At 74.6% G+C, this 14195-nt stretch carries 4 protein-coding genes; all 4 read right to left on the bottom strand.

Features of this window, described 5'->3' with window-relative positions:
• Positions 1-38: 38 nt before the first annotated feature.
• The 4 genes from AB0O21_RS18640 to AB0O21_RS18625 are packed head-to-tail and all read right to left on the bottom strand — an operon-like array spanning position 39 to position 14127.
• Positions 39-965 carry a TauD/TfdA family dioxygenase gene (locus AB0O21_RS18640; protein ID WP_365172223.1) on the bottom strand — a complete coding sequence of 309 codons (927 nt, stop codon included), beginning with the start codon at positions 963-965 and terminating at the stop codon, positions 39-41.
• Between the two features lies 1 nt (position 966).
• On the bottom strand, positions 967-2229 hold the full coding sequence (locus tag AB0O21_RS18635; protein ID WP_365172222.1) for a cytochrome P450: 1263 nt from the start codon (positions 2227-2229) through the stop codon (positions 967-969).
• 28 nt (positions 2230-2257) lie between these two features.
• Positions 2258-3154, bottom strand: coding sequence for an ABC transporter permease (locus AB0O21_RS18630; RefSeq protein ID WP_365172221.1), 897 nt, complete (start codon positions 3152-3154; stop codon positions 2258-2260).
• Positions 3151-14127, bottom strand: a complete 10977-nt coding sequence (locus AB0O21_RS18625; RefSeq protein WP_365172220.1) for an amino acid adenylation domain-containing protein — start codon at positions 14125-14127, stop codon at positions 3151-3153. The genes AB0O21_RS18630 and AB0O21_RS18625 overlap by 4 nt, the downstream gene beginning before the upstream one ends.
• Between the last annotated feature and the right edge of the window lie 68 nt (positions 14128-14195).

Genomic DNA, 14195 nt, shown 5'->3' with positions numbered 1-14195 from the left:
GAGCCCCTGGCCGCCGGACCGCTCCCGCGGTCACGCGGTCACGTCATCGAGACGACGATCTTCCGGGCTCCCGTGTACGCCTCGCGCCCGTGCAGCACCGACATGTTGTCCACGATCATGATGTCGCCGACCTGCCACGGCTCCGCCAGCTTGTTCTCCCGCTGCGCCTTGCGCACATGGGCCAGGTCGTCGTCCGAGAGCGGGGTGCCGTCGCCGTAGGTGACCCAGTGCGGCAGCTCGTCCACGTCGTCGATCAGCGACAGCAGGGTCTCGGCCTCCTCCTCGGGCAGGTTGGAGGGGTGCCACTGGTCGGCCTGGTTGAACCAGGTGTCGGCGCCCGTACGGGGGTTGTGCCGGACGCCCGGGCGGTGCTGGCTGACCCGCAGGCCGCCGTCGGGCGTCCAGGCGTACTCGGCCCCCGAGTCCTCCAGGAACCGCTCGACCACCGCCCTGTCCTCCGTTTCGAAGGTGGCCTGCCAGGACTTGCCGAGCCCGAACCCGCCGTGCAGGTGCTGGCGGTAGACCACGCCCGAGGCGAACCGGTCCCGCACCTCCGGCGGCAGCGAGGCCAGCAGCGCGCCGCCGTCGCAGACCGGGGTGGCGCCTCCGGTCTCCGGCGCGACCAGGCAGCCGAAGAACAGCCGGGTCGGCCACGACCGGGCGTACGACATCTCGTTGTGGAGCGAGATGTCGAAGCGGGCCGGGTACTCGGTGGAGGTGAACACCCCGTCGGAGACGGCCGCCCGGGGGGTGTTGCCGCCCCGGTAGCTGTCGATGAGGGAGTCGCCGAAGAGGCTCACCGCGGCGTGGAAGGCGTCCGCGTCGGTGAGCCCGAGGCCCCGTACGAGGACCGCGCCGTGCTCGGCGAGGAGTTCCTCGGCCCGCGCGCGGACCTCGGCGGACTGGGTGTCGGCGTACAGCACGGCCAAGGTCGTGCCGCCGGCCGTGCGTGTCTCGTGTCGCATGTCAGTGGGTCTCCTTGCCGGTGAAGGCGACGGGCAGCGCGCTGTAGGCGCGCACGAAGTTGGAGTAGAGGCGCTGCGGCGGGCCGAGCAGCGCGATGTCGTCGACCATCGCGGCCAGCGCCTCCACCATGGCCTTCACGTGCACGCGGCCCAGGAAGGCGCCGAGGCAGAAGTGCGGCCCGTGCCCGAACACCACGTGCTTGTTGGGGGTGCGGCCGACGTCGAAGCGCTCCGGGTCGGTGAAGGCCTCTTCGTCGAAGTTGGCCGAGGTGTTCCAGAGGGTGACGATGTCCCCGGCCCTGATGGTCTGGTCGCGCAGCGGTACGTCGACCAGGGCGCGGCGTCCGAAGTGCATGGCCGGGGTGGTCCAGCGCAGGATCTCCTCCGTCGCGCTGTCCGCGGACACCTCCCCGGACTTGAGCCGGCGCCACTGCTCGGGGTTCTCGGCGAGGGCGATCAGCCCGCCGATGATCGAGGTCCGGGTGGACTCGTCGCCGCCGAGGATCAGGCTGTAGGCGTTGAGGACGATCTCGTCCTCGGTGAGCGGCTCGCCGTCGACGGTCGCGGCGGCGAGGGTGCTCAGGACGTCCCCGCCCGGGTTGCGGCGCCGCTCGGCAGCCAGCTCGCCCATGTACATGATGATCTCGTTGCGGGCCATCAGGGACTCGAACTCGTCGTCCCCGGACCCCTCCCGGGCCAGCGTGCGGGTGTTCCACTCCACCAGCCGCGGGCGGTCCGCGTGCGGGATGTCGAGCAGGTCGCCCATGGTCTGGATCGGGATGTGGTCGACGACGTCGGCGACGAAGTCCACCCGCTCCGCCGCGATCGCCCGGCCGAGCAGCTCGCGGGTGTGCTCGTGCACCCCGGCGACGACCGGCTCCAGGACGCGCGGCGCGAAGGACTTGAGCATCACGTTGCGGATCGCGCGGTGCCGGGCGCCGTCGGTGACGGCCAGCATCTTGCGGGAGGCGGAGTCCTCGCCCTGCAACAGGGTGGTCAGGACGTTGCCCTTCTCCGAGGTGAAGCGCTTGTTGTCCCGGTAGACGGCGACGGCGTCGGCGTACGTGGAGATCACCCAGAAGCCGGGGGTGCGCGCTCCGGCCGGATGCCAGTGCACCGGGCTCTCGGCGCGGAACCGGCGCCACATGGCGTGCGGGTCGACGTCCAGGAAGGTCTGCGGGTCGGTCAGGTCGAGGGCGGCCGGTTCGGGGACGGCCGGTTCGGGGACGGCGGCGGCCGGGGCCGCCTCCTGGGTCACGGTCATGGTGTTCCTCGGGTCTTCGACGGGGGTGTCAGCTGGTCGCCGTACGGAAACGCCGCAGGCTCACGATCGTGCAGGTCACGAAGATCACGGTCAGGGTGACCGAGACCACGACGAGCGGATGGGTGCCGGCGAACCCGCTGCTGGGCGTGTCCGGGTTGCCCCACAGGTCGCGGCAGGACGAGATGACGGCGGTCACCGGGTTCCACTCGGCGAGCGGGCGCAGGGCCCCCGGCATGGTCTGCGGGGAGAGGAAGGCGCTCGACAGGAAGGGCAGCACGACCACGATGAACGGCGCCACCACGCTGATCGTCTCGACGCTGCGCAGGGTCAGCGCGAGCAGCACCCCGAGCCACAGCATCGCGTAGATGAAGACCGCGATCAGGGCGAAGCCCGCCAGGGTGGGCAGCAGCCCGGTGTGCGAACGCCAGCCCAGCACGAGGCCGATCAGGATGGTGGTGCCCAGTCCGCCCATGCCCACGAGCCAGTCCGCGGCGGTGTGCCCGATCGGGATCGAGGCCCGGTTGATGGGCAGCGAGCGGAACCGGTCCACCAGCCCGCCCTGCATGTCCAGGGCGAGCGAGACCGCGGTCGGACCGACACAGGCCAGGCCGACCTGGACGGCTCCGCCGGCGAAGACGTACTCGACGTAGTCGCCGCCCTGCGGCAGGAAGATCGAGTAGCGGAAGAGGTAGCCGAGCATGATCAGCGAGAGCATCGGGTTGAGGATGATGCCGATCGAGCGGCCGGGGGCCCGCCGCATCCGGCGCAGCCGCCGGCCGATGACGGCGCCGGTCTCGGTCAGCAGGGTCCGCAGGCCCGCCGGCCCCGGGGCGGCCGCGGGCAGCGGCGTCCCGGTGGCGGCGGCCACAGCGGTCTTGTCGGTCTTGTCGGGGTCCGCCTCGGGGCGCGGAAGGGTCGTGGTCATGACCGGTTACCGGCCTTCCAGGAGTCGAGGGCGGTCCGCAGGGCCGGGCCGATGGCGGTCAGCGGCTCCGGGTTGAGCATGTCGTCGTGCGCGCAGTCGACGCGGTGCACCCGCACGGAGCCGGTCATGAACTCCTTCCACAGCACGTCCTTCTCGGTCACCTCGCCCCACGGCGAGTGCTCGGCCAGGAAGAGCTCCACGTCCCCCGCGTACTCACCCGGCTTGTAACGGGTGTTGAGGAGCTGGTGGCGGCCCATCAGGTCCACCACCCGGCCGAGCCGCTCGCGGCCCATCCGGGCCAGCGGACTGCCGTCCCGGCGCAGCGTCTCGTAGAGGTCGTCCGGTTCGAGCCGGCGGCCGCCGAACTCGTCCCGGTGGTGGCCGATGCCCTCCATCAGCCAGCCCAGCCGCACCTGTTCGTCGCGCTCGTCGACCGCGTCGGTGCGGGGGAAGGAGTCCATCACGGTCAGCAGGCCCACCTCGTCGCCCGCAGCCCGGAGCTGGACGGCCATCTCGTAGGCGAGCAGACCGCCGAACGACCAGCCCAGCAGGTGGTACGGGCCCTCGGGCCGGACCTCCTTGATCAGCCGGATGTACTCGGCGGCGTTGTCCTCGATGCTCTCCGGCAGGGGAGCACCGTCCACCACCGTGGGCGACTGGAGGGCGTAGACGGGCTGGTCGGGGTGCAGGTACGGCACCAGGGTCAAGTAGGACAGGGACAGCCCCACACCGCTGTGCACGCAGAACAGCGGGGTGCGGTCGCCGTCGGGCTGGATCGCCAGCATCGGGGTGAAGTGCTCGATGTGGTCGATCCCGTCGGCCTCGGCGATGGCCTCGGCCATGCCCCGGGCACTGCTGCGCATCGCCTCCGGCGCGGGGGCCGGCGCGGGGTCCGGTTCGGGTTCCGGTTCGGCCGCCGGGCGCAGGCTCGCGGCCAGCGCGGCGACGCTCTGGTGGACGAAGACGTCCGCGATGCTCAGCCCCAGAGCGGCCTTGCGGGCCAGGCTGACCAGCCGCAGCGACTTCATGCTGTCCATGCCGGCCTCGAAGAAGTTCGCCCCGGCGGTGAGCGCGTCGGTGGCGAGCACCTCGCGGACGATCCCCAGCAGCGTCCCCTCGACCGGATCGGCCTCGGCTTCGGAGACTTCCGTGGTGTCGGCCGCCGCTTCCCGAGGGCCTTCCACCGGAGTCGACGGGTCCGGGGCGGACCAGTCGCGCCCCGGCCGGTCCGCGGCGTCCGCCGCCGTGCCCGAGAGCAGGGCCGGCCAGAGCCCGGCGTCCGCCGCCGCGCCCGGTACGGCGGCCAGCGCGGCCGCCTCCGCGTGGCTGACGGGGGTGACCGCGGCCGCCCCGCCCGGCCCGCGCAGCAGATAGGCGGGCGCGTCCGGGTCCGCCGGCCGCGCCGGAGCCGCTCCGGCCGCCGGCCCGCCGACGGCCGCGTCCAGGACCACCACCGGCACCCCGGTGTTCCGCAGCCTCCCGGCCAGGCCCTCGGTGGTGAGGACGGCCACCGCGGCGGTCGCCTCCAGCACCTCCCGGACCAGGCCGCCCGGCTCCTCCGCGCCCACCGGCACGTAGGCCGCACCGGACGTGAGCACCGCGAGGGCGCCCACCGCCTGGTCCGCGGCGCGCGGCAGCGCGAGCGCGACGACCCGGCCGGGGCCGGCCCCCCGCTCCACGAGGTGCCCCGCCAGCCGCCCGGCGCGCTCGTCGAGCGCCGCGTACGACAGGGCCCGGGACCCGGCGCCGACCGCGGTCTCCTGCGGGGAGGCCGCGATCCGCCCGGCGAGCAGCCCGGTGAGCGTGTCGGCCGGCGGGGCGGCCGCTCCGCGGTCCGCGTCGAGGCCGCTCACGCGCACCTCGGGGTCGGCGACGACCGCGCGCAGCACCTGCCGGAACTGCTCGACGAGCCGCTCCGCGGTGTCCCGGGCGAACAGCGCGGTGCTGAAGGTCAGCAGACCGCGCATGCCGTCCCGGCCGGGCCAGTTGAACAGCTCCAGCACCAGGTCCAGCTTGGCCTGGTCGGATCCGACGTACTCGGGCTCCGCGCTCACGCCCACCAGCTCCGGCACCCGCACCCCGTCGTGCTGCACGGTCAGCGAGACCTGGAAGAGCGGGTGCCTGCCCAGCGCGCGGGCCGGCCGGACCGCGTCCACGACCTGGTCGAAGGGCACGTCCTGGTGCGAGTAGGCGGCCAGGTCGGTCTCCCGCAGCCGCTCCAGCAGCTCCCGGAACGTGGGGTCGCCGCTGGTGTCGCCGCGCAGCACCAGGGTGTTGAGGAACATCCCGACCACATCGGCGAGCGCGTCATCGGCGCGCCCGGCGACCGACACCCCGAGCGGGATGTCGGTTCCGGCGCCCCACCGGGTCAGCAGGGCCGACAGCGCCGCCTGGAAGACGATGAACTCGGTGGTGCCGGTGGTCCGGGCGATCTCCGCGATCGCGCCGTGCAGTTCCGGCTCCAGGTCGAACAGCACCGTGTCACCGGCGGTCCCGCCGCCCTCCGGGCGGGGGAAGTCGGTCCGCAGCGGCAGCTCCTCCGGCAGACCCGCCAGCGCGTCGCGCCAGAAGTCGAGCTGCCGCGCGCCGAGGGCGTCCGGGTCGTCCGGGTCGCCGAGCAGCTCGCGCTGCCAGACGGCGAAGTCGGAGTACTGCACCGGCAGCGGCTCCCACTGCGGGGCCCGCGCGCCGGTCCTGGCCCGGTAGGCGGTGGCGAGGTCGTCGAGCAGCGGCTCCATCGACCAGCCGTCGAAGGCGATGTGGTGCAGCACGATCAGCAGGACGAAGGAGTCCGCGCCGGCCGGGAACAGCCGCACCCGCAGCGGGGTCTCCTCGGTGAGGTCGAAGCCCCGGTCGGCCTCCGCGGCCAGCGCCGTGTCGAGCTGGTCGGTGAAGACCGACACGGTCTTGAGCACGGGCCCGCCCGCGGCCGGGTCCAGGACCCGCAGCGAGGGCACCCCGTCCTGCTCGGGGATCACGGTCCGCAGCACCTCGTGCCGGGCCGTCAGGTCGAGCAGGGCCGCCTGCAGGGCGTCCGTGTCGAGCTTCCCGGTGAGCCGGAAGGCCATGGCGCTGTTGTACGAGCCGTCCGCGCGGCCCTGGCGCCGGTTGAGGAACCACTGGCGCTGCTGGCTGAAGGAGAGCGGGCGCTCCCCTCCCGGCGCAGCCGGCGCCAGCGCGGGCCGGGCCTGCGCCGCGTGGGCGACCTGTCCGGCCAGCGCCACCACGGACCGGGCCTCGAACAGCGCGCGGATGGGGAGTTCGACGCCGAGGGTGGAGCGCACCCGGCTGACCAGGCGGGTGGCGAGCAGCGAGTGCCCGCCGATCTCGAAGAAGTCGTCGTCGATGGAGACCTGCTCCAGGCCGAGGACGTCCGCGAACAGCCCGCACAGGATGCCCTCGACGGGCGTGCGCGGGGCCCGGCCGCGGGAGGCCGCACCCAGGTCCGGGTCGGGCAGGGCCTTGCGGTCCAGCTTGCCCTGGGCGGTCAGCGGCAGCTCCTCGAGGGCGACCACCGCCGAGGGGACCATGTAGTCGGGGAGTTCCGCGGCGAGCCGCTCGCGCAGCACCGCGGTGGCCTCGGGGCCGGCGGCCGCGCCCGCGACCACGTACGCGACCAGCCGGCGTTCGCCCGCCCCGTCCTCGCGCATCACCACGACGGCCTGTTCGACGCCGGGCTGCGCGAGCAGGGCCGAGGAGATCTCCCCGAGCTCGATGCGGATCCCGCGCAGCTGGACCTGGTCGTCGACCCGGTCCAGGTAGTCGAGGTCGCCGTCCGGCAGCCAGGCCACCAGGTCGCCCGTACGGTACATCCGGGAGCCCGCAGGGCCGTACGGGTCGGCGACGAACCGGGACGCGGTCAGCCCCGGCCGGGCCAGGTAGCCGCGCGCCAGGCCGCCGGCGACGTACAGCTCGCCCGTGACGCCCGGGGCGACGGGCCGCAGGTTCCGGTCGAGCACGTACACGCGGTGGGCGTTGGTGGGCTTGCCGATCGGCGGCCGCCCGCCCTTCGGGGCCAGCGGGCCGGCCACGGTGCAGCCGACGACCGCCTCCGTGGGTCCGTAGCCGTTGAACAGCCTCACCGAGCCGCCCCAGCGCTCCACCACCCCGGCCGGCACCGCCTCCCCGGTGACCACCAGCCGCAGGTCCGCGGGGAGGGTGGCGTCGGCGGGCAGTCCGCCGACCACGACGGGCGGCAGCGCGACCAGGTTGATCCGGGCCTCGTTGATCAGGTCCACCAGCGGCCGGCCCGGGGTGCGGGCCTCCTCGTCGGCGATCACCAGGGTGCCGCCGTTGAGGAGCGCCAGCATGATGCCGAAGACCGAGGCGTCGAAGCTGAACGAGGCGAACTGCAGGACCCGTACGTCGTGGTCGAGCCAGAACCGGTCGGAGAGGCTCGCGACCATCGACATCAGCCCGGTGTGCGCCACGGCGACGCCCTTGGGACGGCCGGTCGAACCGGACGTGTAGATGATGTACGCCGTGTTCTCCGGGTGCAGCGGCGCCACCCGCTCCGCGTCGGCGAGGTCCTGCCCGTCGAGCGCGGCGAGCCGGGCGGCCGTCTCGGGCGCGTCCAGCAGCACCGGAGCGACCCCGAGCGCGGCCAGGTCGGGCAGGCCGGCCGGGCGCGACCAGGTCGCCGAGTCGGTCAGCAGGACCGGCGGGCGGGCGTCCTCCAGCATGTAGCCGATCCGGTCGACCGGGTAGTCGGCGTCGACGGGCAGGAACACCGCGCCCGCCTTCAGCGCGGCGAGCGCGGCGACGACCAGCCCGGGGGAGCGCGGCAGCATCACGGCCACCGGCTGCTCCGGACCGACACCGCGCTCGGCCAGCAGCCGGGCCAGCCGGTTGGCCCGGCCGTTCAGCTCGGCGTAGTCGAGCTCCTCGCCGCCGAGGGAGACGGCCGGCTTGGCGGGCGCGAAGCGGGCCCACCGCTCGAACGTCGACGTGGCCAGCGCGGCGGTGGCCGGACGGGCCGCGGCCGCCCCGGACCAGGCGCCGAGCACCTGCTCCCGCTCCCCGCCCGTCAGCGCGTCGATCCGGCCCAGCGGGGTGCCCGGAGCGTCCGCGAGCTGCTCCAGCACGCGGGCGAAACGGTCGACGAACACCTCGGTGCGCGCCGCGTCGAAGACGTCCGGCCGGTACTGGGCCTCCACCCGCAGCCGCTGCCCCTCGGCCGGGAACACCCCGACGGCGAGCGGGTACTCGGCGATGACCCGGGCCTTCCAGTCCAGCATCGTCAGGCCGGGGACGTACGAGCCGATCGCGTCCAGCGCGCCCGCCGGGTAGTTGTGGAAGCTGACCACGGTGTCGAACAGCTCGCCGATCCCGACGGCCTGCTGCACCTCTGCCAGGCCCAGGTGCTGGTGCTCCTCCAGCGCGAGCTGACGGTCCTGGAGGCCGGCCAGCATCTCCTCGAAGGACAGCGCCGGATCCAGGTCCGCCCGCACCGGCAGGGTGTGCAGGAACGCGCCGACCATCTGCTCGACCTCGGGCAGGTCCGCGGGGCGTCCCGAGACGACCGCGCCGAAGGTCACGTCGCGGCGGCCGGTGAGCCCGCCCAGTACGGCGGCCCAGGCGCCCTGCACCACCGTGTTCATGGTCAGGCCGCGCCGGTGCGCCCACGCGGTCAGGGCGGCGGTCAGTTCGGCGCGCAGCTCCACGGTGTACGTCTCGGGCAGCACGGAGACCCGCGCCCGGTCGGCGGGGCCGAGCCGGGTGGCCTCGTCGATCCCGTCGAGCTCCCGCTCCCACGCCGCCCGCGCGGCCGGCTTGTCCTGGGCGGCGGACCACTCCAGGTAGGCCCGGCCCGGCGCCACCGGACGCAGGGCGCTGACGTCGGCGCCGTTGCCCCACAGGGTGACGAGCTCCTCGGCGAGTACCGCGGACAGCGACCAGCCGTCCACCAGCATGTGGTGGGTGGTCCACACGACGCGGTGGCGTTCGGCCCCCAGCTTGTAGACCGTGAACCGGGTCAGCGGACCACGCGTCACGTCGAAGCGGTCCAGCCACTCCTCCTCGGTGCGCCGGCTCGCCTCCGCGCCGGGATCGGCCGCGGCCGTGAGGTCGGTCTCGGTCCACGGCAGCTCGACGGAGACCGGGATCAGCTGCACCGGATCGCCCTGGTCCCGCTCGCGGAACCGGGCCCGCAGCGCCGGATTGCGGTCCAGCAGCGCGGTGGCCGCGGCGCGCAGCGCGGCCACGTCCAGGGCGCCGCCGATGTCCATGACGACCTGGAGGGTGTACGCGTCCATGCCCTGGCGGTCGAACTCCGCCTGGAAGAACAGGCCGCGCTGGAGCGGGGACAGCGGCAGCACGTCGGTGAGCCCGGACAGCTCCCGCTCCCAGGCGTCGACCTCCCGCTGCTCCACGTCGACCAGCGGGAACTCGGCGGCGATCCGGCCGCCCGACCCGGGGCGCGAGGCGTGCGCGGCGAGCGCGCCCAGCGCGGCGAACCAGCCCTCGGCGATCTCCCGTACGGCGTCCTCGGACAGCGCGCCGGACGGCCAGGTCCACTCGGCCACCAGGACCGGCCCGCCGGGGCGGTCCTCGGTCAGCGCGACCAGGTCCAGCGGCTGGCGCAGCGGGGTGTCGGGGGAGGCCGTCAGACCGGCGCCGCCGGCCTCGATCGCCCAGGCGCCGTCGCCCGCCGCGAACCGGCCCAGGTAGTTGAAGGAGATCTGCGGTACGGCGTCCCGGGCGAGCACCACCGCGGTCTGCGGGTTCACGTGGCGCAGCAGGCCGTAGCCGATGCCGTGGTCGGGCAGGGCGCGCAGCGCGGCCTTGACCCGCTTGAGGGCGGCGCCGACGGCCGGGCCGCCGGCCGCGACCTCGGCCCGGTCCAGCTCGCCGACGTCCAGCCCGACGGGGAAGGCGCTGGTGAACCAGCCGACCGTACGGGAGACGTCGAGGCCCTCGCCGATCTGCTCGCGGCCGTGGCCCTCCAGCTCGACGACCGTACGCGTGCCCCGGGCGCCCGTCCGGCCGGTGACGGCCAGCGCGAGGCCGGTCAGCAGCACCTCGTTGACCTCGGCGTGCAGGGCGGCGGGCACCCCGGCGAGCACGTCGGCGGTGAGCTCCGCGGGCAGTTCCAGCCGGAGCCGGCCCGCGTGCGCCCAGGTGTCGGCGGCCGGGTCCAGCGGCCGGTCGGCGAGGATCTCCGCGGCCCCGGCCGACTGGGCGCTCCACAGCGGGAGTTCACCCACCCGACGGGAGGTGCGGGCCTCCGCCGACAGGGCCTTCGCCCAGGTCCGGAAGGAGGTCGGGACGGGCTCCAGGGCGGGGGAGCGGCCCTCGGCGACCGCCTGCCAGGCGGCCTCCAGGTCGGGCAGCAGGATCCGCCAGGACACCCCGTCCACGGCCAGGTGGTGGACGACCAGCAGCAGCCGGCCCCCCGCACCGGGGGCCTCCTCCAGCAGCACCGCCTGCACGACCAGGCCGGTCTCGGGACGCAGCCGGGCCCGGGCGGCGGCGGTCTGCTCGGCGAGGACGGCCGCGCGGTCCGCTCCGGCGGGCACGGTGACCCGGGTGACCACGTCGGCGGCGCTGACCGCGCCGGGCGCCAGGACCTCCTGAATCCACAGGCCCGGCACGGGGGAGTCGAGCCTCAGGCGCAGCGTGTCGTGCCGGTCCAGGACCGCCTGCAGGGCGGGCTCCAGGACGGCCGGGGTGAGTCCGGCGGGCGCGGTGACGACCGTGTACTGGGCGAACTCGCGGGTGGCGTCGGGGAGTTCGGACAGCTGCTCGCGCAGCCGGTCGGAGATGGGCGTCGGGTCGATCTCGCCGGTCCCGTCGTCGGCGACGGCCGCGGCGGCGCTCTCCACGCGCCGGGCCACGGCGGCGATCGCGGCCGGGGTGCGGTGCTTGAAGACGTCGCGGGCGGTGACGACCAGCCCGGCCCGGCGGGCCCGGCTGACGACCTGGATGGAGCTGATGCTGTCGCCGCCGAGGGCGAAGAAGCCGTCGTCGACGCCGACTTCGGGCAGGCCCAGCACCTCCGCCAGCACCGCGCAGAGGATGCCCTCCTCGGGGGTGCGGGCGGCCCGGACGGCGGCCTGCGGGCCGGCCAGGTCCGGGGCGGGCAGCGCCTTGCGGTCCACCTTGCCGTGAGCGGTGAGCGGCAGCGCGTCCAGGGTGAGCAGCACCGTCGGCACCAGTGCCTCCGGCAGCCGGGCCGCCAGCAGCGCGCGCAGCGCCGGGGTGTCGAGGACGGCGCCGGACTCCGGCTCCAGGTAGCCGACCAGGCGCTTGTGCCCCGCCGGGTCGGTGACGGCGGCGGCGACCGCGTCGGCCACGCCGGGCAGCGCGCGCAGCGCCGACTCGACCTCGCCGAGCTCGATGCGCTGACCGCGGATCTTGACCTGGTGGTCGCGGCGGCCGACGAAGGCGAGCTGCCCGTCGGGGCGCAGCTCCACCAGGTCGCCGGTGCGGTACATGCGGGAGCCGTCGCCGGCGAACGGGTCGGGCAGGAAGGTGACGGCGGTGCGGCGGGGGTCGCCGAGGTAGCCGCGGCCCACTCCGGCGCCCGAGATGTACAGCTCGCCGCGCACTCCGCGCGGGACGGGCGCCAGGTCGTCGCCGAGCACGTGCAGGCGGGTGTTGCGCAGCGGCCGGCCGATCGGGACGATCGCGGCGGCCATCGCGTCGAGGGCGCCCGGTGTGCGGGCGTAGGCGTGGGTGACGTCGTCGGAGCACTCGGTCGGGCCGTACAGGTTGGCCAGCGCGATGTCCGGGTAGCGGGCGAACCAGCGGGCGCACAGCTCGGCCGGCAGCGCCTCCCCGTTGGAGATCATCCAGCGCAGCGCGGGCAGCTCCGGGGCGGAGCCGGCCGCGTCCCACACGTCGAGGGTCGCGCGCAGCAGGGAGGGGACGACCTCCAGCACGGTCAGGCCCTCGGCGCCGATCGTGGTGAACAGCGCGTCGGGGTCGGAGGCCTCGGCCCGGCTGAAGGCGCGGACCCGGCCGCCGACGAGCAGGGTGGTCAGGGTCTGCCAGACGGTGACGTCGAAGGTGACCGGGGCGTTGTGGACCAGCGCGTCGGAGCTGTCCAGGGACAGCTCCTCGACCTTGGCGAGCAGGTGGTTGACCATGCCGCCGCGCTGCACCATGGCGCCCTTGGGCTTGCCGGTGGAACCCGAGGTGTAGATGACGTACGCCAGGTCCTGCGGGCCGCCCAGTACCGGCGCCAGCGCGTCCGGGGCGTCCTCCTCGGTGCCGATCTCGCGCACGGGCAGCGGGGCGCCCTCGCCGGCGGCCGCGGCGGCCTGCTCGGCGAGGTCCCGGTGCGCGGCGTCGGTGAGCACGAAGCCGGCGCCGCTGTCGCGCAGCAGGGAGGTCAGCCGGGGCAGCGGCGCACCCGGGTCGAGCGGTACGAAGGCCCGCCCGGCCCCGAGGACGGCCACCTCGGCGGTGACGAAGTCCCGGCCGGGCTCGGTGAGCAGGGCGACCGGGCCGGTGCCCGTCAGGTGGCGCGAGAGCGCGCCGGCCCGGCCGACGAGCCCGCGGTAGCTGAGGGTGCCGGCGTCGTCGGTGACGGCCGGGGCGTCCGGGGCGGCCGCGGCGTGCGCCCGTATCCGCTCCACGACGCCCAGGTACGGGGTCGGGCGGACCGGGCCGGTGAGCGCGGCGGCCAGTTCCGCGGCCTCGCCGGGGGAGAGGAGCTCCAGGCCGGCCAGCGGGACGTCCGCGTCGGCGGTCAGGAACCGGTCGAGGTAGGCGACGAACCGGTCGAGGTGCGCGCGGACCTCGGAGCGCGTGTAGCGGGCCTCGTTGCCGTTCAGGTCGATGCCGATGCCGGCGTCGCCCTTGTCGGCGACGGTGAACTCCAGGTCGTCCACCAGCCCGGTCGACGGGCTGTGGATGGTGGCCGCGCACGGCCCGATGGCCAGCTTCTCCACCTGCGGCATCATGTTGAGGAACGGGCCGAAGGGCCGCCGGTCGTCGCTGGGCAGGCCCATGGCGCGGCGGATCCTGCTGACGCGGTGGCGCTGGTGCTTGAGGGCCTGCGAGAAGGCGCGGTAGGCGTCGGCGAGCAGCCCGGAACGGGTGGCGGCGCGGTCCACGGGGAGCCGCAGCGGCAGGTAGTTGACCACCATGCCGGGCACCTTCTGGGTGTCGCCGCCGACGCGGGCGGTGACGGGCACGGACAGCAGGACGTCCTCGGTGCCGGCCATCCGGCCGGTGTAGGCGCCCAGGGCCGCGACGAGCACGGTCTGCCAGGTGACCCGGGACTCCCAGGCCACGGCGCGCAGCCGCTCGGCGACGGCCTCCGGGAGGACGTCCTGCTCCTGGAGGAAGGTCTGGGCGGGCTCGGCGTCGTTGGTGGAGAGGCTGATCAGCTCGGGCCGGTCGGCGAAACGTTCCTGCCAGTAGGCCGCGTCGCGCTCCGCACGGGCCGAACCGACGTAGCCGGCCTCGGCGTCGAGCAGGGTGGTCAGCGCCGGGAAACGGCCCTCGTCGAGATCGGCGCCGGCGAGCAGGGCCTCGTAGATCGCGGAGAGCCGCTGCCAGTAGATGACGTAGCTGAAGCCGTCGGAGACAAGGTGGTGGTTGAGCAGGCAGAAGAAGGCCCGGTCGGCGCCGAGGGTGAACACGCTCAGCCGGAACAGCGGCCCGTCGCCCTCTTCGGCCGGCACGAACGGCACCCGCAGATCGGCGCGGATCGCCTCGTGCGCGGCCGCGGCCGGGTCGGCGGCGCCGCTGACGTCGCTGACGGTCAGCGGCAGCGCCGCCAGGGGCTCCACGAACTGGCGGGGCTCGCCGTCCACTTCGGTGAATCTCGTCCGCAGGCACTCCGACTCCTCGACGAGCCGCTCCAGCGCGGTGCGGAACAGGTCGTGGTCGAGCGGGCCCCTGATGTCCCAGTAGATGGCGGTGTTGTACGTGGCTCCCCCGCCAGAGAGTTTCGCGTCGAACCAGATGTCCTTCTGGCCGGCGGTGAGCGGAAGGCCGCCGACCGTCTGAACATGCGTCATGGCTATCCCCTAGCGAAGGTTTCCGATGTCAGCCCTGTCACGGGCCAGATCGTCGCCGCGCGCGCTGA

Source organism: Streptomyces sp. NPDC091371 (genome assembly GCF_040684275.1).
In the GTDB taxonomy this organism is placed as follows: domain Bacteria; phylum Actinomycetota; class Actinomycetes; order Streptomycetales; family Streptomycetaceae; genus Streptomyces.
Note: the sequence above shows the minus strand (reverse complement) of the source record. Positions and strands in the feature narration are given on the sequence as shown.

Coding starts and splice junctions, on each gene's coding strand:
- AB0O21_RS18640 (WP_365172223.1), bottom strand. CDS start 965: ATGCGACACGAGACACGCACGGCCGGCGGCACGACCTTGGCCGTGCTG.
- AB0O21_RS18635 (WP_365172222.1), bottom strand. CDS start 2,229: ATGACCGTGACCCAGGAGGCGGCCCCGGCCGCCGCCGTCCCCGAACCG.
- AB0O21_RS18630 (WP_365172221.1), bottom strand. CDS start 3,154: ATGACCACGACCCTTCCGCGCCCCGAGGCGGACCCCGACAAGACCGAC.
- AB0O21_RS18625 (WP_365172220.1), bottom strand. CDS start 14,127: ATGACGCATGTTCAGACGGTCGGCGGCCTTCCGCTCACCGCCGGCCAG.